The sequence below is a fragment of the Shewanella mangrovi genome, from assembly GCF_000753795.1.
Lineage (GTDB): Bacteria > Pseudomonadota > Gammaproteobacteria > Enterobacterales > Shewanellaceae > Shewanella > Shewanella mangrovi.
Genome location: NZ_JPEO01000003.1, coordinates 32,052 through 56,907, shown reverse-complemented (window position 1 = coordinate 56,907; position 24,856 = coordinate 32,052). Strand labels below are relative to the sequence as shown.

Genomic DNA, 24,856 nt, shown 5'->3' with positions numbered 1-24,856 from the left:
ATGGAAGAGATATTAGTGCTGTTGGTGCTAGTGCTCGCCGTACTCGCTATTTTGGCGTTTGTGGAAGTTCAACGCTTGACCAAACGCGTCAATACTCTTGCTGTGGGTCTCAAAATGATGCGACAGCAACTTGAATCGCTACGGCATGAACAAGCCGCTACCGCGACATATCTTAATCAGGCCAATAGCGACGCCCATCCTCAAACAGCCCAAGCGGAACCTACGCCAGTTGCTGCCGCGTTGGAACCTCCACGTATTGCGAAATCAGCGGCGCCGATGGCGGCAGTGAAAGCTCAAGATGACCGCAACGCGCAGAAACATAGCGCCAATCGCTCCAATCACAGCATCCCCGCCTGGCAGCAAATACTGATCTCACATTTTAAAGATAACTGGTTGGTATGGTGCGGTGGCTTAGCCTTGGTGTTTGGCCTAGGCTATTTGGTGCAATTTATTGCGCATCGCGTTGATACCACGCCGGCTACGCGCATCGGCATTGCATTGTTTATCTCTTTGGCCATCATCGGCGTCGGCGAATGGTTACACCGTAAGATCAACAATGGCCAAGCTGTCACCGGCAAACTAGGCAAGGATTACATTCCTGCAGCCATTGTGGCGGCGGGGACTACTGGCGTGTATGCCTCTTTAGTGTTTGCCACTGTGAGTTACCAACTGCTTAGCACCTCGGTTGCTATGCTGTTTATCGCAGCGACAGCGCTGTTGTCACTGTTTGCTGGGATACGCTACGGTAGCTTAATGGCGGTGTTGGGCTTAGTCGGCGGCTACCTCGCCCCCTTGTGGTTGTCCTCCGGCACGGGCGCTTACTTTACCCTTGCTTGTTATATCTGTGCGGTGTCAGCCGTCGGCCTTTATGTGCTCAGACGTTGTCAATTACCTTGGCTGTTATGGGGCGTATTTACTGGGCATATGCTGTGGATGGCGCTGATCACGGTACTTGTGCCAAACGTACTGTGGTGGACTGTTATTTTCTATCCTGTAAGTGCCTACCTATTAAGCACTGTACCAGCGCAAAGCTGGTTACTGCGTGGTGAGGCAATTGCCTGTCGCGGCTTCCAAAGCTATTTTGCTCCAGTCTTATTAAGTTTGATGTTGCTACTTGGCTGCAATATGCAGCTGTTGCCTAGTAATAGCGTCTCAAGCACTATGGTATCGCTACTATTGGCCTTACTGTTATGGCAACCCATGTTACTGTTACGACGCCATCGCTATCACACGCCAGCGTTGGCAGCATGGTTAACCTTGGTGTTGGCAAGCTCGCAATATCCGCTAGTGCACCATTATATTGCGCTACCAGTATTGGTGGGGATAGTGGCCGTTTGGTGGCTACTCACTATGGCTCAGGCATACTTAGCCAATCGCTCTGATGACAACAAAGTGAGTTATTGGTGGCTAGTTGCGGGGCCGCAATTATTGATTGCGAGTTTACTGGTTTATACCGACGCCCATCTGCCACAACAGCTGTGGTTAAGCTCACTCCTCAGTGCTGTTGTTATGGCTGTATTGGCATTTGCTGCGGTTAAAATTGACCGTCTGCGGGCGGACTTTTCTACCGCGATTCATGCATTACTCTTGGTTAACTCTGCGTTGTGGTTTGATGGCCCAACCTTTGGCCTATTGCTGGCATTACAAGTCCTCGTGATTGTGTGGCAAACGGCAAAGCAGTTACCTGTGATGCACGCGTTCGTGCCTAAAGTGTTTGTATCGTTATTGTTGCTGCGCTTGACCTTGTTGCCCTTCATGCCTGACTGGCATATGGGTTCATGGCCGCTGTGGTCGTTAGCTTGGGTCACCTGTATTCCACCGTTGTTGGTGTTGGCATTTGCGATGCGCATAGCTCAGCAGGCCAAGCTAATTTTGGCGGATTGGTTGGAAGGGGCACTAATCCATATCGCAGCACTGTTCCTGTTTATCGAAAGTCATTATCTGGTCACTGGTAGTTATTTGGTGTTTAGCGATATTGACCTGATCAGCTGCAGTTTCTGGTTAATAGAAGCATTGGGCTTGTGTGCGGTGTATGGCTATCGTCAACAGCGTTGCCAGCACGCAGCGATGCAGAAGTTCTACCTCGTTTATCGTCAACTGCTACAAGGCGCCGCCGCATTTTGTGTATTGTTGATTAATGTGCAGTTTATGCCACTGTGGAGCGATAGTGTCACAGGTGCTGACTGGCCAGTATTTAATCCACTGGCGTTAGGGTGGTTGATCCCGGGGGCATTGTTATTGTTGGCAACGCAACGTCGTTGGCTGCCGAGCTTACCTAAGATCGATGACATGCAATTGAAATTGGCACGCTATGCCATTGGTGGCGCCTTAGTCGGTATTTGGTTGATCTTGTCGATACGCCAGTTCTGGCAACCGGGAATGCTGAATATCGAGGTCGGCACCACCATGGCCGAATGGTTAAGCTATTCGGTAACGCTGATTCTGGCAGGATGTGCCTTGACCTTTGGCGGTATCCGCCAGCAACAAGCATTGATGCAGAAATTAGGACTGGCGTTATTGGGTGTCGCTGCGTTGAAAGTGTTCCTATCAGACATCGGCCATCTAGATGGCGTCTGGCGGGTGGTGAGTTTCTTAGGCTTGGGATTAGCGCTGATTGCTATTGGCCGCTTGTTCCAAGTGTTAAAGCAACGTCAACAAGCGGCAGCGGAATCATCCGACTAGCAACGGAATAGTGTCTCCCAGCTTAGGTTTGGTTCGAATACATTCGGTGTATCGGCATACCGTTTTTAGATGCAAGGCTGTATGCCGAGGATGACTTCTTTAGCACAACTAACGGCTGGCATGATTGTTTAAGACGACTGCGCATCTATGCTGTTAGTGTCAGCTGGTAGCTCGCTTGTCCTGCAGCGCCGGAACGGAAACTACCATTACCTTCAACACCCGCCAATTCACCAGTGCCAGATCCTGTGACGATAGAAAATTCGCTACTTGCAACGCCATTTTCGAATTTGCCGTTGTGTTGAAGCGTGATAGTACCAGACTTACCATCGATAACGCCGTTGACGACTTCAAAGCCAACAAATACCGCAGTTGTGGCAGATTGATACGACATCAAATATTGCAGTTCACTCGCGCCAATAATCGCACCTGAGTATTGTTGTTTGATTTTTGCATGGCTTTTCTTAACACCATCGCCACTATCGTTATAGGCGTTTTCGTCCCATTCAGTGATTTGAAACGTACCGTCCATTGTGTTGGCTCCTTGTGCAAAAAGGTAGGCATTCACCCTAGCATGGTTGCTCAGTTAATAACACTGTATAGCTATTCGCTATGCCGAAATAAAAACGCCACAAATGCAGTGCACTGTGGCGTTTTTGGTAGCAGCTTAGTATGGCTTAGCTGGCGGCTTTCATATCCGCCACAAACTTCGCCAGTTGCTCCAGCATGGAGGTTTTATCATCAAGATTGGCTTCGATGATTTTCACTACTGCTGAGCCTGAAATCGCGCCAGCGGCACCGGCATCAATCGCGGCTTTAACCTGCTCAGGTTTGGCGATACCAAAACCGAGCAGCGGCGGAGGCGCATCAAATTCTTTTAAGGTTTTCAGCACTTCATCGACTGGCATGCCGGCAGCATTGTCAGCACCGGTGACACCAGCGCGCGATAGCAGATAGGTGTAACCTTCAGCGGTTTTGGCCACTTGCTCCAGCGTGTCGTGATCCGCATTAGGCGGTGCAATAAAAATCGGTGCAATGCCGGCCGCTTTGGCTGCAGCAACAAATGGCGCTGACATCTCAACTGGCACATCGGCCACCAACACTGAATCGACGCCGGCGGCCTTAGCGCGCTGATAGAAATTGTCGATGCCATTGGCAAATACTAAGTTGGCGTACAGCAGCAAACCAATCGGTGTGTCTGGGTATTTAGCGCGAATGGTTTCGATAATTTCAAAGCATTTACTTGGGGTGGTACCAGCGTGCAACGAACGCAAGTTGGCGCCTTGGATCACTGGGCCATCGGCCAAAGGATCGGAAAATGGAAAACCCAGCTCTAAGCAATCGGCACCGTTGGCAATCAGTGTTTCGATAATCGCCAGCGATTGCGCTAAATCAGGATCACCAATAGTGACGAATGGGACAAATGCACCACGTTTTTGTTCAGCTAAACGGGCAAAACACTGCTGATAACGGCTCATTTGGCCTCCTGTTGACGCTGTTCCAAAATATCAGACACAGTGAAAATATCTTTGTCACCACGACCGGAAAGGTTAACCACCAAAATCGTATCTTCGGTGCACTCTTCAGCATATTTGAGCGCATAGGCGAGGGCGTGTGATGATTCCAAGGCCGGAATAATCCCTTCGCAGTGCGCCAGTTTTTCAAACGCAGCTAACGCTTCATCATCGGTCGCGGATTCATATTGAGCGCGGCCGATGCTGTGCAAATAGGCGTGTTGTGGTCCAACCGATGGGAAGTCTAAGCCTGCTGAAATCGAGTAAGATTCTTCGATTTGGCCATCAGGGTCTTGCATCAATGGCGCGCGCATGCCGAGATAAATGCCCTGTTTGCCGTGGCGCAGCGGTGCACCGTGATGACCAGTTTCAATGCCTTTACCCGCAGGTTCAACGCCAATGAGTTTGACGCTTTCCTCTTTGATGAAGTCGGCGAACATGCCGATAGCGTTGGAGCCGCCGCCCACACAAGCGATAACCGCGTCCGGCAGACGGCCTTCTTTTTCCAGCACTTGCTGTTTGGCTTCTTCACCAATCATTTTTTGGAATTCACGCACAATGGTTGGGAATGGATGCGGGCCTGCGGCGGTACCAAGCAGGTAGTGCGCTCGCTCGTAGCTGCCAGACCAATCGCGCATGGCTTCATTACAGGCGTCTTTCAGTGTGGATGAACCCGAGGTTACTGGGATCACTTCTGCGCCCATCAAGCGCATACGGAATACGTTCGGGCTTTGACGTTCAACGTCTTTGGCACCCATGTAGATACGGCATTTAAGGCCGAGTAGGGCGCAAACCAATGCAGTAGCCACACCGTGCTGACCCGCGCCAGTCTCAGCGATGATCTCTGTTTTACCCATGCGTTGTGCCAGTAGCGCCTGACCAATTACTTGGTTGGTTTTGTGGGCGCCGCCGTGCAGTAAGTCTTCGCGCTTAAGGTAGATTTTCACCTTAGGGGTGGGTGACAGGTTGCGGGTTAACGTTAGTGGCGTAGGGCGACCAGCATAGTTGCTCAGCAGATCGCTAAACTCTTGGATGAATTCAGGGTCTTGGCGCGCCTCAACAAATGCCGCTTCAAGCTGCTTTAATGCTGGCATCAAAATTTGTGGTGCATAGGCGCCACCAAATTCGCCAAAAAATGGATCAAGTTGCATTTCACTCATGGTTACTTCCTTTGTGGCCGAGATAACGACCTAATTTTTTACGCTCTGACCGCAGTCAGCGCGGCGATAATCTGTTGCGCGTCTTTTATGCCCGGCGCACTTTCTACACCAGAATTAAAATCCAAACCGTAAAAACCCGCGTTGGCAGCGTCTTTGGCATTGTAGGCCGATAAGCCGCCCGCCAGCATCGCTTCGGTTTTACTGCTCAATGCTTGTGACCAGTCAAAGCTGCTGCCGGTGCCACCAAAACCTGCGGCATTTTTGCTGTCGTACAACACGCGGTCGGCATTGGCTGGAATGGCGATTGGTGCTGCATCGGTTGCGACTGGAATCGCTTTCCACACTTGCGTGTTAAAGCAGCGGGCTTTGCTCAGTGCTTGTTTGATGGCGGTGATGTCGTGTTCTGTTTCATTGCCGTGCAGTTGCACCGCTGCGAGATCTAAATTGGCGGCCAGCTCAGCAATGATATCGGCGCGTTCATTCACAAATACGCCTACCAAGTGCAGTCTCCGCTTAAGTTCACTGTTAGCGGTTGCCAAGGCTTTTGCTTGCTCAACCGTGACCTTGCGTGGCGATTTGTCGGCGAAAATTAGCCCGCCATAAATCGCACCAGCATCGGCGGCTGCAGCGATATCTTGCGCACGAGTGAGGCCACACACTTTATGGTGACCGAACAGTAGTTTGCGGCAGGCTAAATCTAAGTCATCTTCGCTCATCAATGAGCTGCCAACCAAAAAGCCATTCACTAACGGGCTTAGGCGGCGAACATCTTGGTGAGTGTAGATACCGGATTCACTGATCACTAGCATGCCTTCGGGCAACTGTGGTGCCAAACGTTCAGTGGTTTCTATGTGGGTGCTCAAATCACGCAGATTTCGATTGTTGATGCCGACAATTGGCGCGTTCAACGCAATAGCGCGAGTGAGTTCTTCCTTGTTGGAGACTTCGGTCAGCGTATCAAGTTGATACTTGGCGGCTTCAGCTGCCAGCAGTTGATATTGCTCATCATCCAGCACTGACAACATCAACAAAATCGCATCGGCGCCTTGGTGAGCCGCCAGCTTGATTTGATACGGCGATACAAAAAAGTCTTTACACAAAATCGGTTGGTCGATTTTAGTGCGCACCATTGGAATGAATGCCATGTCGCCTTGGAAAAACTCTTCGTCGGTCAGCACTGACACTGCACTGGCGTAATGGCTGTATACCTCGGCGATGGCGATAGGGTCAAAGTCATCGCGGATGAGGCCTTTTGATGGGCTGGCTTTTTTGCACTCCAAAATAAAGCCTGCTTTGTCACCGTTCAGGGCCTCGTAGAGGCTGCGCGTCGATATTTTGGGGTGCAGACTTTCTTCGGGAAAACGCGCTTTTAAACTTTCAATATGAGCCGCTTTGGTGTCGACAATTTTGGTTAATACATTACTCATTGACGCTTATCCTTGGTTTGACGCTTGCGCCAACTTTTCAACTAACGCTACTGCTTTACCTGATGCCATTACCTGTTTGGCAAGTGCGACACCTGCAGGAATTGTGTCACTTACACTGGCAACATATAGTGCGGTGCCCGCATTAACAGCCACCGCGTTGGTTTGTGCTTCCGTCGCAGTACCTGCCAAAATCTGTTGCGTAATCGCCGCATTATCTTCTGGTGTTCCGCCCACCAATTGCTCGATGGTCGCGCGTTCAACACCAAAATCTTCCGGCTGCATACGGTATTCACGAATCTCACCGTCTTTTAGCTCTGCTAACAATGACTCACCATGTACGGCGATTTCATCTAGACCACTGCCGTGGGCGACGATGGCGCGTTTGACGCCAAGCGCTTTTAGTACGCCCGCGATAGGGGCTACCAACTCAGGGCTATAAACGCCCAGCAGCATGTAATCAGGTTTTGATGGGTTAATTAACGGCCCCAGCACATTGAAGATGGTGCGGGTTTTCAGCGTCTGGCGCACTGGCACAGCATGGCGTACGCCGCCATGATAATGCGGCGCGAACAGGAAACTGATATTCAATTCATTTAAGCATTTAGCGGCGGTTTCCGGTGCCATGGTGAGATTGATGCCCAGCGCTGACAGGAGATCAGATGCGCCTGATTTACTCGATACCCCACGATTACCATGTTTCGCGACTTTTGCACCCGCGGTGGCGGCCACGAAGCATGAAGTGGTTGAAATATTAATGGTATTAAAGCCATCACCGCCAGTGCCAACGATATCAATCACGCCCGCACCTGTGGCTGGAAATGGTTTCGCGGCAGCGAGCAGAGCATCAGCGGCACCACTGATTTCATCGATGGTTTCGCCCTTGATTTTCAGCGCAACTAATAGTGCGCCAATGGTAATTTCGCTTAGTTCACCCGCAACCAGTGGTTGAAACAGACTTTGGGCTTGCTCGCGGCTTAACGATTGGCCGCGATAGAGTTGCTCCAGTAAAGGTTGTACATCAGACATTGGCGACATCCCCCTGCTTCAGTGTCAAATGTTGCAATGTTTGCACCAGCAATTTGCTACCCATAGTGGTCAAAATGGACTCTGGATGAAATTGAAAACCAACCGCATGGTCTTGATGGTGTTCAATCGCCATCGGCATCCCTTCAAAGCTGGCGATAACATCTAAGCAATCAGGTACCTGAGTCGCGACCAGTGAGTGATAGCGCGCAACGGGGAGCGGGGACGGCATGCCCGCAAACACACCTTTACCTGTGTGCTCTACAGCGCTGGATTTACCATGCACGATTTGACTGGCGCGGCCGACTTTACCGCCGTAATGCTCGACTAAGGCTTGGTGTCCGAGGCAGATGCCCAAAATAGGCAGTTTGCCCGCAACTTTATCGATCAACTCCATCATCGAGCCAGCATCACGCGGTTCGCCTGGGCCTGGTGACAATACTAAGGCGGTTTTACCCGGTTCGCTTAACATCAAATCGGCCAGATAGCCGGCATTGATGTTGTGACGGTAGACAACCACTTCAAAGCCGAGGCTGCGGAACTGATCCACTAAGTTATACGTAAAGGAATCAAAGTTATCTAACAGATAGATTTTCATAGTCCGCCCCCCATTTTGATTGCGCTAATCACTGCTTGCGCTTTCTGGCGCGTTTCTTCCGCTTCTAACATTGGCTCTGAGTCATATACCACGCCAGCCCCAGCTTGAATGTAGGCTTTGTCGTCACTGACGAAGGCGGAGCGGATCACGATGCAGGTGTCCATGTCACCTAAGCCGTTGATATAGCCAACGGCGCCGCCATAGCTGCCGCGTCTTTTTTGCTCGACTTCACGGATCAATTGTGCCGCGCGGACTTTGGGGGCGCCAACCAGCGTGCCCATGTTCATACAGGCCTGATAGGCGTGCAGCGTGTCTAAATCGCTGCGTAGTTGCCCCGTCACGCGGCTGACTAAGTGCATCACGTGCGAGTAACGATCAACTTTCAGTAACTCAGCCACTTTTCGGGTGCCGCTTTCACAAATACGGGCGATGTCGTTGCGCGCAAGGTCGACCAACATGATATGTTCCGACAGTTCCTTTTTGTCGAGACGCAGTTCCAGTTCGATGCGGCCATCTAAGTCAGCATCAATGTTGCCATCACTGTCTTTACCGCGCTTGCGGGTGCCTGCAATCGGATACATCTCAACTTGGTTGGTTGAGGCTTCGTACTTGATGGCGCTTTCTGGTGATGCGCCAAACAGAGTGAACTCTTCGGCGCGCATATAAAACATGTATGGGCTTGGGTTAGTGATACGTAGCGCACGATAGGCGCCCATTGGGTTTGGGCACGGCATTTGGAAACAACGTGACGGTACTACTTGGAAAATATCGCCAGCACGGATGTGTTCTTTTAAGGTTTCCACTTGGGCGGCATACTGCTCGTCACTGATGTTAGCAACGGGTTCTTGATGAATGCCGGTTAAGCCGGTCGCTTTCGGCAGTCTTTGACAACGTTTGATGATATCTGCGCGGCGCTTGGTAAGCACATCCAGTACTTCTGCATTTTGGGTAAAGCTATGGGTGATGACTTCGGCCGTTTTTTGCTGGTGATCGACAATCACCAAGGTTTCCGCAAGGTAGAAGAGGTAATCAGGGCAGTTGTTTTCAGCATTGTCTACTTTCGGTAATGGTTCCACCGCGGCAATTAAGTCATATCCCAACACACCGCCGAGAAAGAGACCGTCGAAACAGGGTTTACCTTCCATTTCAATGCCGTGTTGTAATAACCGCAAACCTTCTAATGGGGATAGTGCTTTAAGGCGAGAATCTTCATCTAACATGCCGCTCGGGTGTTTGAAGGTGACGGTGATTTCACGCAGTTGGCGAATCACTTTCGCAATTGGCTGAAAGAAGTCGGCAATACCACCTAGCAGTGACGTGCCGTTTTTGCTCATAGCGGTGAAAGTGATGGTTTGCCCGAGGCAGGAAACCGACAGTGCAGCATGACTCAGAATGATACTTTTTAGACTATCCTTGCTGTCGATTTCTGCCGATTCAAGCAACATAGTGTTAGGGCGATTTTCTGTGAGCAGATGGTACAGTCTGAGCGGGTCATCGTGGTACGCCATTTTTTGCCGTTGGTATCTGACTCTCGCTATCGGGGAGATGTTCATTTCACTATCCTGTTGATGCTAATTTGCTTGTTGCCTACCTGCGGATACTTTCACTGCCGAAACAAAGAAGCCCGCATGATGCGGGCTTCTTGTTGAATTCTGCTGATTTATGTATACAGCGCTTCACACCACCCGCGTTAAGGGGAGTGCCACCACCAAACAGTGTGTAATGAAGCGATATTGAGTTGCATAAATCTTGGTTCCTTGTGTTAGTGGCTATAGAAAACCGCACTCTGCTATCAATGTCAACGGCTAATTGTTTAATTATCGGAAATTAATTCTGCAGATATCACAGATTCATCGCTTTTTCATAATAAAACCAAGTACAATAGCCCTATGATCACAGAACAAACTTCAATAGATCTCCACTGTCATTCCACCGCCTCCGATGGTCAGCTTACGCCTTCTCAATTGGTGGCACGAGCTATCGAAAAGGGCGTGAATGTGTTGGCGATTACCGACCATGACACAGTTGCAGGCTTGGACGAAGCACATGCATTTAATGCGTCACAACCCGAGCCGCTCACCTTGATTGATGGTGTTGAGATTTCAACGCGCTGGCATGCCTACGACATTCACATTGTCGGCCTAGGTGTTGATCGTCATCGGACTGTGTTACTGGATTTCATGGAAAATCAGCGCCAATTACGTGAAGAGCGTGCCCGCGAAATCGGTGTGCGCCTAGAAAAAGCCGGAATTGCCGGTGCGTATGAAGGCGCAAAGGCGTTGGCGGGCGACGCTGCGATTAGTCGCGGCCATTATGCCCGTTTTATGGTGGAGCAAGGTATCGTCGCCGATATGGCGAAAGTGTTTAAAAAGTATTTGGCGCGCGGCAAAACAGGTTACGTTCCCAACAACTGGGGTGATATGGCAAGCGCGATTGAGCTTATCCATAACGCTGGTGGGGTAGCGGTATTGGCCCATCCAAGTGGCTATCAGCTCAGCGGCAAATGGCTAAAGCGCTTGGTCAATGATTTTAAAGCTGCTGGTGGCACTGCGATGGAAGTGGTGCTTGGGCAACAGTCAACTGATGACTTAGTGCAGTTGGCCGCGCTCGCCAATCAACGCGAATTATTCGCCTCTGTCGGTAGTGATTTTCACTTTCCCGGCAGGTGGTTAGAGCTGGGGCGCAATTTGACCCGGCCAAAAGGATTGCAGTGGGTATGGCAATCCGCACAATGGAAGGTAAGTTTATGAGTCAGTTCTTTTACGTACATGAGGTTAACCCACAAGCGAGGTTGATCAGTCAGACAGTTAACATCCTGCAAAACGGCGGCGTGATTGTGTATCCCACCGATTCCGGCTATGCGCTGGGCTGCATGATGGGTGACAAGAATGCGATGACGCGTATCGCACGTATCCGTCAGTTAGGGGAAAATCATGAATACTCGCTGATGTGTCGTGATTTGTCTGAGTTGTCGAACTATGCTCGCGTCGACAATCAGGCGTTTCGCGTGTTGAAAAATAATACGCCTGGCGCCTACACCTTTATCTTTAAAGCGACAAAAGATGTTCCGCGTCGTTTGCAGAATGAGAAAAAGCGTACCATCGGTATTCGTGTGCCAGACAACGTCATTGCGCTGGCACTGCTGGAAGCCTTGGGTGAACCCTTGATGTCGACCAGTCTTATTCTGCCCGGCAATGATTTTACTGAGTCAGATCCTGAGCAGATCCGTGATGAGTTAGAGCACCAAGTGGATGCGATATTGCATGGCGGTTATCTTGGTGAAAAGCCGACAACTGTGATTGATATGTCGGAAGGGGAAATGACGATTCTGCGCGAAGGTACGGGGGATATCGCACCCTTTGTTTAACTGCGCTGGATCATTGCAATTATTCGCTTAACTAGCTAATTTATTTGATTTTACAGGTGGAGAAACCGCAGCGATGGAAGGCGTACAACAAAGTTTGCCATTGGCCGTGGTGCAGGGTGAAGTGCTGCAAGAGTTTCCCACCGATCTGTTTATTCCGCCTGAAGCGTTAGCGGTTTTTCTTGAAGCCTTTGAAGGGCCGCTCGATCTGTTGCTATATCTTATTCGAAAACAAAAGCTTGATGTCGTAGATTTGCCGCTGCAGCAGATTACATCGCAATATTTGGAATATATTGAGATGCTGCAAGGGGCAAGAGTTGAGCTTGCAGCGGATTACTTAGTGATGGCTGCCACCCTTGCGGAAATTAAATCCCGCCTGTTATTACCTAAGCCTGAGTTGGAACTCGATGATGAGGAAGATCCGCGCGCGGTATTGATTCGTCAGTTGAAAGCCTACGAAACCATTAAAGATGCGGCAGTGAGTCTTGATGAGTTGCCGCGCTTGGAGCGGGACTTATTTCGCGCGACTGCGACCCCAGCACCGGATATTCGCCCAAAACAAATCCCTCCTGCCGTGAGTTTGTTAGAGCTTGCTCGTGCTTTTGGTGACGTATTGAAACGGGTGGAGGCGAGCGGTGATCACCAGGTGCGTAAAGAGCAACTCTCAACCCGTGAACGCATGAGTCAAATTTTGATGAAACTCTCCAGCGAGCAATTTACACCGTTCGAGGCATTATTCGATGTGGAAGAAGGCCGAGCTGGTGTGGTGGTGAGTTTTCTGGCGTTAATGGAGTTAGTCAAAGAGTTGTTAGTTGAACTCGTGCAAACTGAGCCGTTTGCGCCTATTTATCTCAAGGCATTTTAAGGAGTTAATCCGTTGGCCCAGATTAATGATTTGCAGTTAAAACAGCTGGTTGAAGCAAGCATTTTTGTGCAAAGCAAAGCGGTGACGATAACGGCTCTGAGAGAAACAGTACTGGCTGAGTTTTCGGTATCGCGCGATCGCCTAAAGGCGGTCATTGAAGAATTGATTCACGATTATCAAGAGCGAGGCGTGCAACTGGTAAAAGTGGCGGGCGGTTATCGTTTTCAAACGCGCGATAGTTTGAGCGGCCCGTTACAAATGCTGTGGCAGGAGCAAGCACCACGTTATAGCCGTGCGACCTTAGAAACCCTAGCAGTGATTGCTTATCAACAGCCTGTGACGCGCGGCGAAATAGAAGCGGTACGTGGTGTGGCTGTGAGCAGTCAAATTATCAAAAACCTTGTTGACCGAGGCTGGATCAAGGCCATTGGTCATAAAGAAGTGCCGGGTCGCCCAGCGCTGTATGCCACTACCAGTGAGTTTCTTTCCTATTTTGGCCTGGATGCACTTCGAGATCTGCCGCCACTCACCGATGCCGAATCTTTGCAGACCGTATTTTCTGGTCTGAAAACCGTCCCAGAGCCGGAATCTGTCACCGAAGAATAGCCTTTGTGGGCACTATTGCGGTTAGTTGCGTTTGTTATTGTTTGCGTGCCGCTAGGATATTGGCCAGTTAATGCGCTAATTCCTGTGCGGTTTGCGGTTCCTGATGTACAATAGTCGGCTGCCTTACTGCTGTTTGGTTTCAAATCGTGCCAATCATCATCGATGGAAGCAGTAACCCATTGAAATTATTTTCTATTTATAAGTGAATTCTACATGAGTGAAAAATTGCAGAAAGTCTTGGCCCGAGCAGGCCATGGCTCCCGTCGTGAGATGGAGGCATGGATTGCTGCAGGTCGGGTGAGTGTCGAAGGTGAAATTGCGACCCTTGGGGACCGCATTGAATCTGACGCCAAAGTGCGTATCGATGGCCGCCTGATTTCGCTCAAGTCAGCCGATGAAGTGATTTGTCGTGTGCTGGCTTACCACAAACCTGAAGGTGAGATCTGTTCCCGTAAAGATCCTGAAGGTCGTCCAACCGTATTTGACCGTTTACCACGTACTAAAGACAGCCGCTGGGTTGCTGTTGGACGTTTGGATATCAACACGTCTGGTCTGTTGTTGTTTACCTCTGATGGTGAACTAGCGAACCGTTTGATGCACCCATCGAGTGAAGTTGAGCGTGAATACGCGGTGCGTACCTTTGGTGAAGTGACCGACGCAAAAGTACAGCAATTGCGTACTGGCGTGACGTTGGAAGATGGCCCGGCCCAGTTTGACGCGATCAAGGCGGCCGGCGGTGAAGGTATCAACCAATGGTGGCACGTTGTGTTGCGTGAAGGTCGTAACCGTGAAGTTCGTCGTCTGTGGGAAGCGGTAGAAGTACAAGTGAGCCGTCTTATCCGGGTACGTTACGGTATGATTGAATTGCCAAAAACCTTGCCGCGTGGTGGCTGGATTGAGCTGCCGCTGGATCAAGTGAACTACCTGCGTCAGGTAGCGGGCATGAATGCCGAAGAACGTTCATTGCTGGGCATGGATAAACACAGTGTAGCGCGTGCCAAAGTGCGCAGTGCTAAAGTACGTCGTGCTGTACGTAAACATAAGTCGGCAGGTACCGCGAGTAATGGGCGTAAGGCACCGACTCGCACGCGTAGTTAAGCGTGACACGTCAGTTCATATTAAAAAAGGCCGCAATCGCGGCCTTTTTTATGGCTGATGCATGTCTAGCGTGTTTTAAGAAAGTCTAACGCACCTTTCACTGCTGCAACCTGCGCTTGGTTACAGATGTCATCGGTTGCTTTCGGGCTGTCAGGATAGACTTCGGTAGTGCAGCGGTAGGCGGCACCAGTGATTGAAGCACATAAGCCTAGTTCTTTTAGCGCATATTCAATCACGCCTGGCTGAACCACTGGCGAGCCGATAATATTGCCGTCTTTGTCGGCTGGCGCAATATGCGTCACTTTCGCCACGGCATCGATAATGGCTTTATGGAATTCCGGTTGTGGGCTGGCGCTGTCATCGACGTTATAGAAACCATCTGGGATCTCACCCGGCGCAATATATTTGCCATCCCGGGCAGCGAGTGCCGGACGAAATTCGCTTTCGTCAGTATCTGTGGTTTCGTGCAGGTCAATATGCGCCAAAAATTGTACTTGCTGATCGGCAACCAACTGCATCAGCGCTGCGGATTCTTCGGCTGGAGAGTTCGCCACAAAATTACGGTTCGGATCTTGCGCTAAAGGGTTCCAGCGGTTAATTACTTCATATCCCCAAGGACTGACACAAGGGGCAATCAGCAGGTTAAAATCGGCAAAGTAGGCGCTTGCGTACTGTTTGGCAAACAATAACGCACCTTGTACGCCGCTGGTTTCATAGCCATGCACGCCGCCGGTAATCAGTACGGTTGGCTTGTCAGCTTGCCAACTAGGGGATTTAAGTGCCAGTAAAGGATAGCGTTCCACATCGTAGCTGAGCGCGCCATAGCGAACGATGTCAAAATCTTCACCAAGGGCGGCAATCTTATCGAGCACCTCTGCCTGATAGCTGCGTTTAATAGTTTGGCTTTGACGCCACTGTTGTTTTTCCATGTCTCCCCAAGGAATTCCGGGAGTACCAATTGGATACTGTTGCATATATTTTCCTAAATTGTGCGGACGTTATCAGGCGGTTTACGCTCACTGAGCGTTAAAGGCGCGTCCGTTTTCGTGAAGACTGTCCTCACCCATCAAATACTCATAAATGGGCATAATCTCTGCCGGCGTTTTCAACGTTTGTGGATCTTCGGCAGGGTAGGCACTGGCACGCATTGTGGTGCGGGTAGCGCCGGGATTAATGCTGTTGCTGCGAATTGTACTGCCGTCGAGTTCATCGGCGAGGGTTTGCATGACACCTTCTGTTGCAAATTTTGAGATAGCATAAGCCCCCCAAAATGCCCGTCCTTTTCGCCCGACACTGCTGGAGGTGAAGATAATCGATGCGCTGGGCGCTTTGCGTAGCAGAGGCAATAGTGCTTGCGTTAATGCCACTTGTGCGGTGACATTCACTTTCAATACGGTTTCCAGGGTGTCGATTGGCAGGTGTTCCAATGGCCCTAAGGAACCCAACAAGCTGGCATTATGTAGTAGTCCATCTAACTGGCCGAATTCGTGCGCAATTAACTGCGCCAATTCTTGATATTGGGCGTCATTGGCGGTTTGTAAATCGAGTGCGACAATCGCGGGAGTGGCCTGACCTTGGGCAATAATCGCATCATACACCGCGACAAGTTTTTGTTGAGTACGACCAAGCAGAATCACTGTTGCACCCAAGGCGGCGTAGCTTAAGGCCGCTTGCTTACCAATTCCATCGCCAGCGCCCGTCACCAGCACAATTTTATTTTTTAGTAGATCTTTTTTCGGTTGGTATTCCAACATCGTGACATATTCCTCATTGGCGCTAATGCCCAATCTATCGGCGTTCGCGCTTTACGCTAGCGCATGTTTTAAACAGCCGTATAAAATCCAATATTATTAATGAGATTCATTTGTTATTGTACTGTAGCCAAATTTCCGTTCATGCATTAACTTTGAACATGATCATCAGACAGTTCCTACAAACGAAAGTCTCTGTATTGGGGTACCGGGGCAAAAATTTCGAGGGAACACACTATTACAACAAGACAAAGGGTACAACATGAAAAGACTCTATTTGAGCGTTATCGCTGCGTCTGTAATCGCACTTACAGGCTGTGGCGGCAGTGACAATCACAAGGATAGCAGCGACGATTCTCAGGTAACTAACTATTCGCATCTGGTCTTTAATCCAACAGCTTCAGAAGTGCCCGTGCCTAACGCATTGCTGCGTAATGGTACTTTTGACGGCACGTTAGTGATGCCAAATGAAGCGACGGGAGATTATACCGATCCCAGTATCGCCATTGGTGCGCTCGACGGTTGGTCAACGACACAACCTATCAGCATTGATGTTGATCTTGCCTCTGACGATGGTACCGCACGTACCTTGTTGGCATCTTCAGTTTATCAGCCAGGCGCCGTAAGAGTTTTTGAAGCGGTTGCCGGTGGTCCTCTTTCAAGCGATAGCGATTGCCAAGCGTTGGATAATGGCAGTGCCTGTTCCGTCGGCGATGAGCTGACCTGGGGAGTAGATTTTGTTTCGATGGCTTCTGGTAACAGTATTGCTATCGTACCGTTGAAACCTCTAAAACCCGGCACGTCGTATGTATACGCCACGACAAATCTGATTATGGACAGTGCTGGTCAGCCAGTGATGCCTTCAGAAAGTTACAGTGTTTATCGTCAGGATGTGACGACTTCGCCGATTGGTAGCGCCTCTACGCTGTGGATCCAAACCTTAATTAACAGCTATGAGCAAGGCATGGCGAATGCGCATGGGGTGAATCTAGACGGTATTACCTATTCTGGCATGTTCACTACGCAGTCGATTGGTGATGTCTATGAAGCGGTTAAATTGGCGATGCTGTCTCGCGAAGCATATCAACCAGTTTGGGCGCAGCAACCGGTAGCTACTGGCTTGACCGTTGCTCAAGCTGCGGGACTCACCGCCGACAGCGGTACCGCTTACGTATTGGCAAATCTCGCCGATCTGTATATGGGGGCATTGCGTTTACCTATTTACGGTAGTTGTTCGTCTGCTGGCTGTAGTAGCGGGATTAATGGCTTCTGGCATGCGGCAGGTGATAGCCCTGTGGCGGTTATCCAAGCATTGCAAACCGGGCAATTGAGTCTGGAAAACTTTAGTGCGCAAGCTCAAGCCTATGGCATCGATGCGCAAGCCGCACTGACCACGCCGTCATTGATGGTTGGCCGAACTTGGACCTTAGATTCAGGCGCTCAAGTTGACGCAACGCGGCACTTGACGGGCTATAACCCTTTGCCAGCCGTTCAGGGCTATGAAGTTGTACCAGTAATGGTGAGTGTGCCAAATGCAGCTAAGTTAGCGGCATTTAATGCGGCACAAGGTCGGAGCTTCACTGCCCCAACCAATGGTTGGCCTACGACTATTGCCATGCACGGTCTGGGTGGCGGAAAGGAAATGGCGCTGGCGTATGCCGGGGCGTATGCGGCGGCAGGCCAAGCTGTGGTGGCGATAGATATGCCATTGCACGGCGCGCGTTCGTTTGATGCCAACGGTGATGGTGTATACGAAGTCTCTGCTACTGATGCTTCATTTGGCCCAGTTGTGGGGACGCCTAATGCTTTTACCAACGGTACGCCATTGGTATTCGTTAATATTGGTAGCCCACTTAGTGTGCGTGATAATTTCCGTCAGGCTACCGCTGACGAGTTGGCATTGCGTCAATCGCTGAACCTATTGACCACAGCAGATGGTGCTTCGCCTTTGTTGGATGCTTCCAAAGTGACCGCGCAGGGGATGAGTCTGGGTGGCATTGTGGGGACTGACTTTGCCACATATGCGAGTACTGGCTTAGTTGATCCTGCGAGTGGTAATGCGTTACCAAATGCCTATGAGCTTAAAGGCGCTTCTCTGGTTGTCCCTGCAGGCGGATTAGCGGGTGCATTCGCAGGTTCTGCGGCCTTTAGTCCGGTGTTGTTTAGTAATGTAACCGCTTCTGAGACCTTCCAGCAGTTGGTCGCTGCGGCGAATACGGCAGGCTATGCTGAAGGTTCTGCTGAATACAATGCGCTAGTGCAGGCGGTATATGAGCAGTTTATTCCAACCTTTGCCTTTGCTATTCAAACCTCAATTGAAGCCGGTGATCCAATTAACCAAGCCGCTAAGTTAGCCGATACAGGTTTGCCTGTGCAGCTGATTGAGGTTGTGGGTGATGGTGCTGGTAACCTGAGCGATCAAACCCTACCTAACAGTGTCTCAGGCTTCCCGCTGTCAGGCACTGAGCCATTGATCAGTAGCTTAGGATTAACTTGTGTGGACAGCACGGCAAGTGGTAGTGGTGTCGTGCGCTTTACTAAAGGTCACCACAGTTCAATTGTGAGCCCTTCAGAGGTGCCAGGTGTCACTGACGGTATGGCAGCGCAAGCGACGGCAGAAATGCAAGCTGAAGTTGCTACCTTTGCTGCAACGGCGTCAGCGGGGGCGCCAATGATTGTGGTGCGTGATAACAGTGTTGTGCAAAGCTGTGCCAACTAAGATTGGTCCTTAGCTTACGTAAAAAGCCCGGTGTAAAAACCGGGCTTTTTTAGGTTTGTGGTGCGCGCGATTGCGTGATTAATCGCTAAAACTGCTCCAAATCGGCGCATGATCAGAAGGCTTTTCCATGGCCCGCAAATCATAATCCACATCCGCTTCAATCAGACGTTGCGCCAGTGGTTCAGTCGCCAAAATCACGTCGATACGCAAGCCGCGATTATCGTCAAACCCTTTGCTACGGTAATCAAACCATGAGTAACGTTGTTCTCGAGTTGGATGCAGTTGACGGAAAGTATCTACTAGCCCCCAATTAACCAAGGTACTGAGCCATTCACGTTCTTCTGGCTGAAAACTACATTTGCCTGTCTTTAGCCAACGTTTCGCATTGACGTCGCCAATTCCGATATCTAAATCGATAGGAGAAATGTTGATATCGCCAATAATCGCCAAGTCTTCATCAGCGGAAAAATCGTTAGCCAAATACTGCATGAGATCTGCGTAGAACTTGCGTTTTGCGGGATATTTCACCTCGTGGTCGATATTTTCGCCTTGAGGGAAATAGCCGTTAATCACCGTTAGCACACGACCATTAGGCTGTTGGAATCGACCGACAATCAACCGTCGTTGTGCGTCTTCAGCATCGGTAGGGAAACCTTTTTTGACCTCGCCGACGGGAAGCTTAGATAGCAAAGCAACACCATAGTGAGCTTTGCCACCGTGGTAATGCACTTGGTAACCCATAGCCTCAACGTCAGCTTGTGGAAACGCTTCGTCGTGCACCTTGGTTTCCTGCAGGCCGATAATGTCGGGCGCATGCGTATCGATCAACGCCTGCAACTGATGCAAGCGCGCTCGCAGCCCATTGATATTAAATGAAACTATCTTCATTAAGGCAGCACGTGTTTAAAAGGTTTAACAACGGTAGAAGCATAAACGCCAGCACCTACATAGGGATCTTCAGCTGCCCATGCCTGTGCCGCTTCTAGTGAGTCAAACTCAGCCACTACCAAAGAGCCGGTAAAGCCAGCTTCACCTGGATTCTCACTGTCGATAGCAGGATGCGGACCGGCGATTTTCAAGCGGCCTTCGTCTGCCAGTGCTTGCAAACGGGCAAGGTGCGCAGGACGTACAGACATACGCTTTTCTAATGAGTTTTCAATATCTTGAGATGAAATCATATACCACATTATTTAAGTTCCTTCCGTTGTTCTTCTGGAATATGTTTGAACAGGTAAAACACCGTGAGTAGCGTGCTTACCAGCGTCGCCCCTGTGAGCCCAAAGACCTTAAAATCGACCCATGCCTCTTGGCTCATTTGAAATGCAACATACAAGTTTGCAAAGCTGCATAGCATGAAAAAACAGACCCAGTACCAGGTAATACGAGTCCATACTTGCTCTTTGACACTGAATTCTGCGCCTAACATGCGCTTTATCAGCGGTTGTTTCATAAAGTGACTGATGACTAATGCCGCAGCAAACAGCCAGTTAATAATGGTAACTTTCCATTTAATAAAGGCATCGTTATGAAACACTATGGTTAAGGTGCCGAACACTGCCACCATCGCAAAAGTGAACAGCAGCATTTTTTCGATTTTGCGATAAATGATGTAAGTAATCAGCAGTTGTACTGTGGTCGCCGCGACGAGCACACCACTGGCGATATAGATGTCGTAAAATTTGTAGACAGCAAAGAAGATAATCAGCGGTAAAAAATCGAGAATTTGCTTCATGAATAACCTTTAAAAACAGCGCTAGTAGGCGCCTTTGTTGATTTTGCCTGTTTCCGGCAGAATTTCGGTGATAATCCAACCTGAACGCGTTTTTTTCAACCTTAATGTGCGGTCGTCGATCCAGTCGCTACCGCCTTTTTTCCCAGTAAGTTTGATCACAACCGTGGTTTCGTCAGCAAACTTGCGAAAGAAGTCGATGTCGATATCTTCCACTGACAAGGTCACATCCGTCATGGATAGACCGAGCATATAGCGCTGCACCGAGGCGGCAATGTAGTAGCTCTTCATCACCTCTTGAATTTGCGGTGTTACATAGGGCAGGGCATTTTCAATATTGCGGTCAATATAGATTGCTCGCAAAAACTCAGTGGCGACATCCTCTGGCTTTAGTTCACCATCTTCGACATTATCACAGCCGACAAGTAGCGAACTCGCCAATAACACCAGCAGTAGTAGTTGTCTCATAGTACGGATTATTAAGTATGATGCCCTAAAGTATCTGGTTTTTAACGCCACTACGCAAGTTCATCCACAAGGCAAATCTTGCGCCTGCTCAGCTTTTGATAACTTAATGGGTTATCCACAAAATCTGTGGACAAGTGTGTTGAATACTTACACTAAAATCGCTAACACCCTGAATTTAAGGTTAAATCAAAGGTGCTCAAAAAGTACCTAGTGGTCATTCGGCAGGTGAGAAAAAGAAAAGGCGCCAATTGGCGCCTTTTACCTATTACGGATTTTGTGTCGCTTGAATTGCTGTAAGGGCGATGGTGTAGACGATGTCATCTACCAATGCGCCACGAGACAAGTCGTTCACTGGTTTACGCATGCCTTGCAGCATTGGGCCAATACTGATGAGGTCTGCACTTCGCTGTACCGCTTTGTATGTGGTGTTACCCGTGTTCAAATCGGGGAACACAAATACCGTGGCTTTACCGGCAACAGGGCTGTTAGGAGCCTTGGAGCGAGCGACGTTTGGCATTACTGCCGCATCGTATTGCAGTGGACCATCAATGACTAAATCAGGGCGTTTCTCTTTCGCAATTTGAGTCGCTTCACGTACTTTGTCCACATCAGAACCGGTACCTGAGGTGCCGGTAGAATAACTGATCATGGCCACGCGAGGCTCAATGCCAAAGGCTTTCGCGGATTCAGCAGATTGAATGGCAATATCGGCCAATTGATCTGCGGTTGGGTCTGGGTTGATGGCGCAGTCACCATATACCAAGACTTGATCCGGCATCAGCATAAAGAAGATGGACGATACTAAGCTTGAGCCCGGTGCGGTTTTGATCAACTGCAGTGGCGGACGAATCGTATTGGCGGTCGTGTGCACAGCACCAGAGACGATGCCATCTACTTCATCTTCTGCCAGCATCATGGTACCCAGTACCATGTTGTCTTCCAGTTGCTCACGTGCGACCACTTCGGTCATGCCTTTATTGCGGCGCAGTTCCACCATAGGAGCAACATAGCGTTCACGTACTTCGTCTGGATCGACAATTTCGATGCCTTCCCCAAGGCTGACACCTTGTTGTGACGCAATACGCATGATTTCATCTTTTTTGCCAATCAATACGCAATGCGCAATACCGCGTTCAGCACAAATCGAGGCCGCTTTGATGGTACGTGGCTCATCACCTTCAGGCAGGACAACACGCTTATTCGCAGCACGGGCAAGTTGGGTGAGCTTATAGCGGAACGCCGGAGGAGAAAGACGATTTTCACGCGCGGCATTTTCAGTCACGCTTTCGATCCAGCTTTGGTCGATATGACCAGCAACATAATCTTGAACCAGTTCAATACGTACAGCATCGTCAACCGGTACTTCATGGTCAAAGCGCTGAATATTGAGTGAGGTTTGCCAAGTGTTACTGTCAATTAAGAACACTGGTAGGCCTGTTTCAAAGGCTTGTTCACACAGTGCCATAATCGCAGGTTCAGGCTCATAACTCCCCGTCAGCAGCAAGGCACCAATTTTCACACCGTTCATAGATGCAAGGCAGGCTGACACAATCACGTCAGAACGATCGCCTGACGTTACCAGCAAAGAATCTGTTTGCAGGTGAGTGACCATGTTCGGCAGAGAACGGGCACAGAACGTCACTTTACGCAGACGGCGAGTATGCATTTCACCAGCATTGATGATGCGAGCGCTTAAATGCTTCGCCAGATCTGAGGCGCGAGGTGATACCAAGTCCAGATTGTAAGGCACACTACCCAAAATACGCAGTGGGCTCTTACCAGGGAGCTGGAACATACCGGCGGTGTCGGCGCGCTGAACATGATCGGAATCAAACACTTCTGACAAGTCTGGACGAGTACGACCATCATCATCAACGGGTGCGCCAATCTTATTCACGATTGCACCAATCAAGCGACGATTTTGCGCTCCGCCCCAAGAGTTGAAGGCGATTTCTAAGCGGTTCATCAGTCCGTTTGGCGTGTCATTGCCAGGCGTTGCCACGAAAATCACGTCAGCATCCAAAGCTTTCGCAATGGCGTAGTTCACGTCATCGGCAAAATGGTGGCTGCGTGTGTGTACCAGACCTTCAATGATCAAGGTTTCAGTATTTCCCGCCGTTTCTGAGGCACGAGCAACGATTTGTTCCATCAGTACATCGGTCTGATCAGCACGGATCAGCGCTTCTGCATGGGACATATCGAATGGTTCGAGTGGATTAACGGTAGGGGATTTACTGAGAATAGTGGTAGAGCGTTCTGGACCTTTATCAGTAGGTCGCATTTGGGCGATTGGCTTGAAAAACTGGACTTTTACACCATGGCGTTCAAGCGCGCGCACCATCCCCAAGCTGATTGACGTTAGGCCTACGCCTGTGCCGATGGGGATCAACATAATATTACGGGACATATCAACCTCTTTGATGAACTGAACTTTGTTCTTCAGCTCTTGGTGAACTCATCGTTGATTGCGTCATTATACTGCCGCTTGGCATGTCACCGAAGCGGCAGTCATCAAAGTTTAAGCGATTACTGAATTAGACGCAGTGCGTCTTCAGCAATGACCCACTCTTCATTCGTTGGGATAACCATGGCAACAGTGCTGTCATCGCTGGTGATGATACCTTCGTTACCGAAACGTGCAGCCAGATTGCGTTCTTCATCCACTTTAAAGTTGAAGATTTGCAAATGTTGCAGCACTTTTTCACGGATCAGCGAAGAGTTTTCACCAATACCACCGGTGAATACCACGGCATCCAGTTTACCCAAAGGCACAGTGTAAGAAGCAATGTACTTGGCTAAGCGATAGCAAAAGATTTCCAGTGCCAAAGTACAGCCTTTATGACCGTCGGCGTAACCTTCTTCAATGCCTCGGCAATCGTTGGTTTTTTCCGAAATACCCAGCAAACCGCTTTGCTTGTTGAGCATATTGTTGACTTCATCAATGGTGTAACCCAATTGATGAACCAAGTGATAGATGATCGAAGGATCGAGGTCGCCTGAGCGAGTTCCCATCACCAAACCTTCCAGTGGGGTTAAGCCCATAGAAGTATCAACACTCTTGCCGCCTTTTACTGCGGTCACTGATGCGCCATTACCGAGGTGGGCACAAATAATTGCGGTGTCTTCAATTGGTTTATCCAGCAGTTTAGCCGCTTCACGGCTAACAAACAGGTGGCTGGTACCATGCATGCCGTAACGACGAATGCTGTGTTCGCGATACAGTTTATATGGCAGAGCGTAGATGTACGCATGCTCAGGCATAGATTGGTGGAACGCAGTATCAAATACGGCGACCTGTGGCAGTTTCGGGAATGATGCAATGGCTGCACGAATACCAATCAGGTGAGCCGGATTATGTAATGGCGCCAATGACGCACATTCTTCAATACCGTCGATAACGCTGTCGTCAATGATGACAGAACGAGTGAATTTTTCACCGCCGTGTACGATACGATGACCGACGGCTAGGATTTGCGATGCTAATTCTGGCAATGGGCCGAGAATATCTTTCACAATAAATTCAACGGCTTCGCGGTGAGCGGTGAAGGCGCCAAGGGCTACTTCTTGCTTCTCGCCGTTGTATTTCCACTTAATTCTTGAATCTTCTAAACCGAAACACTCAGCAAGACCAGAAACCTGCTCTTCCCCGGTGAGTGCATCCATTACGGCGAACTTCAAAGATGAGCTGCCACAGTTCAAAACCAATACAAATTTATTTGACATCTTATATAACCTTTTGCCGTAAACTGACGGACCCCGATGTTGCTGCGGGACCTGTGTGAGCACATTGCTAGCTGGTGCGCTAGTGGGCGCTGTTAAGTAAATGTGCTATGGTAAAAAGCAATAACTCTTTTT

General features: G+C 49.7%; 22 protein-coding genes and 1 other annotated feature. Of the genes, 7 read left to right on the top strand and 15 right to left on the bottom strand.

The window, feature by feature from the left end; all coding sequences use genetic code 11:
• Window positions 1–2,682: a DUF2339 domain-containing protein gene (locus tag HR45_RS05410; RefSeq protein WP_037440543.1), complete on the top strand. Its 2,682-nt coding sequence runs from the start codon at window positions 1–3 to the stop codon at window positions 2,680–2,682.
• Between the two features lie 145 nt (window positions 2,683–2,827).
• On the opposite strand, the gene HR45_RS05405 is transcribed toward HR45_RS05410, so the two are convergent.
• From HR45_RS05405 to HR45_RS05375, 7 genes are all read right to left on the bottom strand, one after another.
• Window positions 2,828–3,211: a DUF3224 domain-containing protein gene (locus HR45_RS05405; RefSeq protein ID WP_037440541.1), complete on the bottom strand. Its 384-nt coding sequence runs from the start codon at window positions 3,209–3,211 to the stop codon at window positions 2,828–2,830.
• Between the two features lie 145 nt (window positions 3,212–3,356).
• A complete protein-coding gene (gene trpA, locus HR45_RS05400) occupies window positions 3,357–4,157 on the bottom strand; it encodes a tryptophan synthase subunit alpha (protein ID WP_037440537.1) in 801 nt (266 codons plus the stop codon).
• Window positions 4,154–5,353: a tryptophan synthase subunit beta gene (gene trpB / locus HR45_RS05395; protein WP_037440534.1), complete on the bottom strand. Its 1,200-nt coding sequence runs from the start codon at window positions 5,351–5,353 to the stop codon at window positions 4,154–4,156. The genes trpA and trpB overlap by 4 nt, the downstream gene beginning before the upstream one ends.
• 38 nt (window positions 5,354–5,391) lie before the next feature.
• A complete protein-coding gene (gene trpCF / locus HR45_RS05390; RefSeq protein ID WP_037440532.1) occupies window positions 5,392–6,780 on the bottom strand; it encodes a bifunctional indole-3-glycerol-phosphate synthase TrpC/phosphoribosylanthranilate isomerase TrpF in 1,389 nt (462 codons plus the stop codon).
• A 6-nt stretch (window positions 6,781–6,786) separates the two neighbouring features.
• Complete coding sequence (gene trpD / locus HR45_RS05385) at window positions 6,787–7,806, bottom strand: anthranilate phosphoribosyltransferase (RefSeq protein ID WP_430742020.1); 1,020 nt, start codon at window positions 7,804–7,806, stop codon at window positions 6,787–6,789.
• Complete coding sequence (locus tag HR45_RS05380) at window positions 7,799–8,401, bottom strand: aminodeoxychorismate/anthranilate synthase component II (RefSeq protein ID WP_037440528.1); 603 nt, start codon at window positions 8,399–8,401, stop codon at window positions 7,799–7,801. The genes trpD and HR45_RS05380 overlap by 8 nt, the downstream gene beginning before the upstream one ends.
• Complete coding sequence (locus HR45_RS05375; protein ID WP_052074536.1) at window positions 8,398–9,954, bottom strand: anthranilate synthase component 1; 1,557 nt, start codon at window positions 9,952–9,954, stop codon at window positions 8,398–8,400. Before HR45_RS05375 ends, HR45_RS05380 begins: the two co-directional genes overlap by 4 nt.
• Before the next feature lie 61 nt (window positions 9,955–10,015).
• Window positions 10,016–10,118 (bottom strand) — a sequence feature (Trp leader region).
• A gap of 172 nt (window positions 10,119–10,290) precedes the next feature.
• Between HR45_RS05375 and rnm the strand changes: the two genes are divergently transcribed.
• From rnm to rluB, 5 genes are all read left to right on the top strand, one after another.
• On the top strand, window positions 10,291–11,151 hold the full coding sequence (rnm, locus tag HR45_RS05370; RefSeq protein WP_037440525.1) for an RNase RNM: 861 nt from the start codon (window positions 10,291–10,293) through the stop codon (window positions 11,149–11,151).
• Window positions 11,148–11,768 (top strand): L-threonylcarbamoyladenylate synthase, encoded by a 621-nt coding sequence (locus tag HR45_RS05365; protein WP_037441356.1) that lies wholly within the window; start codon window positions 11,148–11,150, stop codon window positions 11,766–11,768. The genes rnm and HR45_RS05365 overlap by 4 nt, the downstream gene beginning before the upstream one ends.
• Window positions 11,769–11,841: 73 nt before the next feature.
• On the top strand, window positions 11,842–12,630 hold the full coding sequence (locus tag HR45_RS05360) for a segregation and condensation protein A (protein WP_037440523.1): 789 nt from the start codon (window positions 11,842–11,844) through the stop codon (window positions 12,628–12,630).
• A gap of 12 nt (window positions 12,631–12,642) precedes the next feature.
• Window positions 12,643–13,236, top strand: coding sequence for an SMC-Scp complex subunit ScpB (scpB, locus tag HR45_RS05355; protein ID WP_037440521.1), 594 nt, complete (start codon window positions 12,643–12,645; stop codon window positions 13,234–13,236).
• Window positions 13,237–13,449: 213 nt separating this feature from the next.
• Window positions 13,450–14,334 (top strand): 23S rRNA pseudouridine(2605) synthase RluB, encoded by an 885-nt coding sequence (rluB, locus tag HR45_RS05350; protein WP_037440518.1) that lies wholly within the window; start codon window positions 13,450–13,452, stop codon window positions 14,332–14,334.
• A gap of 65 nt (window positions 14,335–14,399) precedes the next feature.
• Here the strand turns inward: rluB and HR45_RS05345 are convergent, their stop codons facing one another.
• Both HR45_RS05345 and HR45_RS05340 read right to left on the bottom strand, forming a co-directional pair.
• Window positions 14,400–15,308, bottom strand: a complete 909-nt coding sequence (locus HR45_RS05345; RefSeq protein ID WP_037440517.1) for a M14 family metallopeptidase — start codon at window positions 15,306–15,308, stop codon at window positions 14,400–14,402.
• 42 nt (window positions 15,309–15,350) lie between these two features.
• Entirely contained in the window at window positions 15,351–16,088 is a 738-nt protein-coding gene (locus tag HR45_RS05340) for a YciK family oxidoreductase (RefSeq protein ID WP_037440516.1), read from the bottom strand.
• Window positions 16,089–16,347: 259 nt separating this feature from the next.
• Here HR45_RS05340 and HR45_RS05335 point away from each other — a divergent pair, with 259 nt between their 5' ends.
• Window positions 16,348–18,804 carry a VolA/Pla-1 family phospholipase gene (locus HR45_RS05335; RefSeq protein ID WP_037440515.1) on the top strand — a complete coding sequence of 819 codons (2,457 nt, stop codon included), beginning with the start codon at window positions 16,348–16,350 and terminating at the stop codon, window positions 18,802–18,804.
• A 78-nt stretch (window positions 18,805–18,882) separates the two neighbouring features.
• Here HR45_RS05335 and xthA read toward each other — a convergent pair whose 3' ends face one another.
• The 6 genes from xthA to ackA all read right to left on the bottom strand — a co-directional run bounded on the left by xthA (window position 18,883) and on the right by ackA (window position 24,724).
• Complete coding sequence (gene xthA / locus HR45_RS05330; protein WP_037440513.1) at window positions 18,883–19,692, bottom strand: exodeoxyribonuclease III; 810 nt, start codon at window positions 19,690–19,692, stop codon at window positions 18,883–18,885.
• Window positions 19,692–19,991, bottom strand: coding sequence for a YciI family protein (locus tag HR45_RS05325; protein WP_037440511.1), 300 nt, complete (start codon window positions 19,989–19,991; stop codon window positions 19,692–19,694). The genes xthA and HR45_RS05325 overlap by 1 nt, the downstream gene beginning before the upstream one ends.
• Window positions 19,991–20,536, bottom strand: a complete 546-nt coding sequence (locus HR45_RS05320; RefSeq protein ID WP_037440509.1) for a septation protein A — start codon at window positions 20,534–20,536, stop codon at window positions 19,991–19,993. The genes HR45_RS05325 and HR45_RS05320 overlap by 1 nt, the downstream gene beginning before the upstream one ends.
• 21 nt (window positions 20,537–20,557) lie before the next feature.
• A complete protein-coding gene (locus HR45_RS05315) occupies window positions 20,558–21,001 on the bottom strand; it encodes a hypothetical protein (RefSeq protein ID WP_037440507.1) in 444 nt (147 codons plus the stop codon).
• 265 nt (window positions 21,002–21,266) lie between these two features.
• Window positions 21,267–23,408 (bottom strand): phosphate acetyltransferase, encoded by a 2,142-nt coding sequence (gene pta / locus HR45_RS05310; RefSeq protein WP_037440505.1) that lies wholly within the window; start codon window positions 23,406–23,408, stop codon window positions 21,267–21,269.
• Window positions 23,409–23,527: 119 nt separating this feature from the next.
• Window positions 23,528–24,724, bottom strand: a complete 1,197-nt coding sequence (gene ackA, locus HR45_RS05305; protein ID WP_037440503.1) for an acetate kinase — start codon at window positions 24,722–24,724, stop codon at window positions 23,528–23,530.
• Between the last annotated feature and the right edge of the window lie 132 nt (window positions 24,725–24,856).

What these genes read in the sequence shown, in the direction of transcription:
- HR45_RS05410 (WP_037440543.1), top strand. Translation starts at nt 1, where the DNA reads ATGGAAGAGATATTAGTGCTGTTGGTGCTAGTGCTCGCCGTACTCGCT.
- HR45_RS05405 (WP_037440541.1), bottom strand. Translation starts at nt 3,211, where the DNA reads ATGGACGGTACGTTTCAAATCACTGAATGGGACGAAAACGCCTATAAC.
- trpA (WP_037440537.1), bottom strand. Translation starts at nt 4,157, where the DNA reads ATGAGCCGTTATCAGCAGTGTTTTGCCCGTTTAGCTGAACAAAAACGT.
- trpB (WP_037440534.1), bottom strand. Translation starts at nt 5,353, where the DNA reads ATGAGTGAAATGCAACTTGATCCATTTTTTGGCGAATTTGGTGGCGCC.
- trpCF (WP_037440532.1), bottom strand. Translation starts at nt 6,780, where the DNA reads ATGAGTAATGTATTAACCAAAATTGTCGACACCAAAGCGGCTCATATT.
- trpD (WP_430742020.1), bottom strand. Translation starts at nt 7,806, where the DNA reads ATGTCTGATGTACAACCTTTACTGGAGCAACTCTATCGCGGCCAATCG.
- HR45_RS05380 (WP_037440528.1), bottom strand. Translation starts at nt 8,401, where the DNA reads ATGAAAATCTATCTGTTAGATAACTTTGATTCCTTTACGTATAACTTA.
- HR45_RS05375 (WP_052074536.1), bottom strand. Translation starts at nt 9,954, where the DNA reads ATGAACATCTCCCCGATAGCGAGAGTCAGATACCAACGGCAAAAAATG.
- rnm (WP_037440525.1), top strand. Translation starts at nt 10,291, where the DNA reads ATGATCACAGAACAAACTTCAATAGATCTCCACTGTCATTCCACCGCC.
- HR45_RS05365 (WP_037441356.1), top strand. Translation starts at nt 11,148, where the DNA reads ATGAGTCAGTTCTTTTACGTACATGAGGTTAACCCACAAGCGAGGTTG.
- HR45_RS05360 (WP_037440523.1), top strand. Translation starts at nt 11,842, where the DNA reads ATGGAAGGCGTACAACAAAGTTTGCCATTGGCCGTGGTGCAGGGTGAA.
- rluB (WP_037440518.1), top strand. Translation starts at nt 13,450, where the DNA reads ATGAGTGAAAAATTGCAGAAAGTCTTGGCCCGAGCAGGCCATGGCTCC.
- HR45_RS05345 (WP_037440517.1), bottom strand. Translation starts at nt 15,308, where the DNA reads ATGCAACAGTATCCAATTGGTACTCCCGGAATTCCTTGGGGAGACATG.
- HR45_RS05340 (WP_037440516.1), bottom strand. Translation starts at nt 16,088, where the DNA reads ATGTTGGAATACCAACCGAAAAAAGATCTACTAAAAAATAAAATTGTG.
- HR45_RS05335 (WP_037440515.1), top strand. Translation starts at nt 16,348, where the DNA reads ATGAAAAGACTCTATTTGAGCGTTATCGCTGCGTCTGTAATCGCACTT.
- xthA (WP_037440513.1), bottom strand. Translation starts at nt 19,692, where the DNA reads ATGAAGATAGTTTCATTTAATATCAATGGGCTGCGAGCGCGCTTGCAT.
- HR45_RS05325 (WP_037440511.1), bottom strand. Translation starts at nt 19,991, where the DNA reads ATGTGGTATATGATTTCATCTCAAGATATTGAAAACTCATTAGAAAAG.
- HR45_RS05320 (WP_037440509.1), bottom strand. Translation starts at nt 20,536, where the DNA reads ATGAAGCAAATTCTCGATTTTTTACCGCTGATTATCTTCTTTGCTGTC.
- HR45_RS05315 (WP_037440507.1), bottom strand. Translation starts at nt 21,001, where the DNA reads ATGAGACAACTACTACTGCTGGTGTTATTGGCGAGTTCGCTACTTGTC.
- pta (WP_037440505.1), bottom strand. Translation starts at nt 23,408, where the DNA reads ATGTCCCGTAATATTATGTTGATCCCCATCGGCACAGGCGTAGGCCTA.
- ackA (WP_037440503.1), bottom strand. Translation starts at nt 24,724, where the DNA reads ATGTCAAATAAATTTGTATTGGTTTTGAACTGTGGCAGCTCATCTTTG.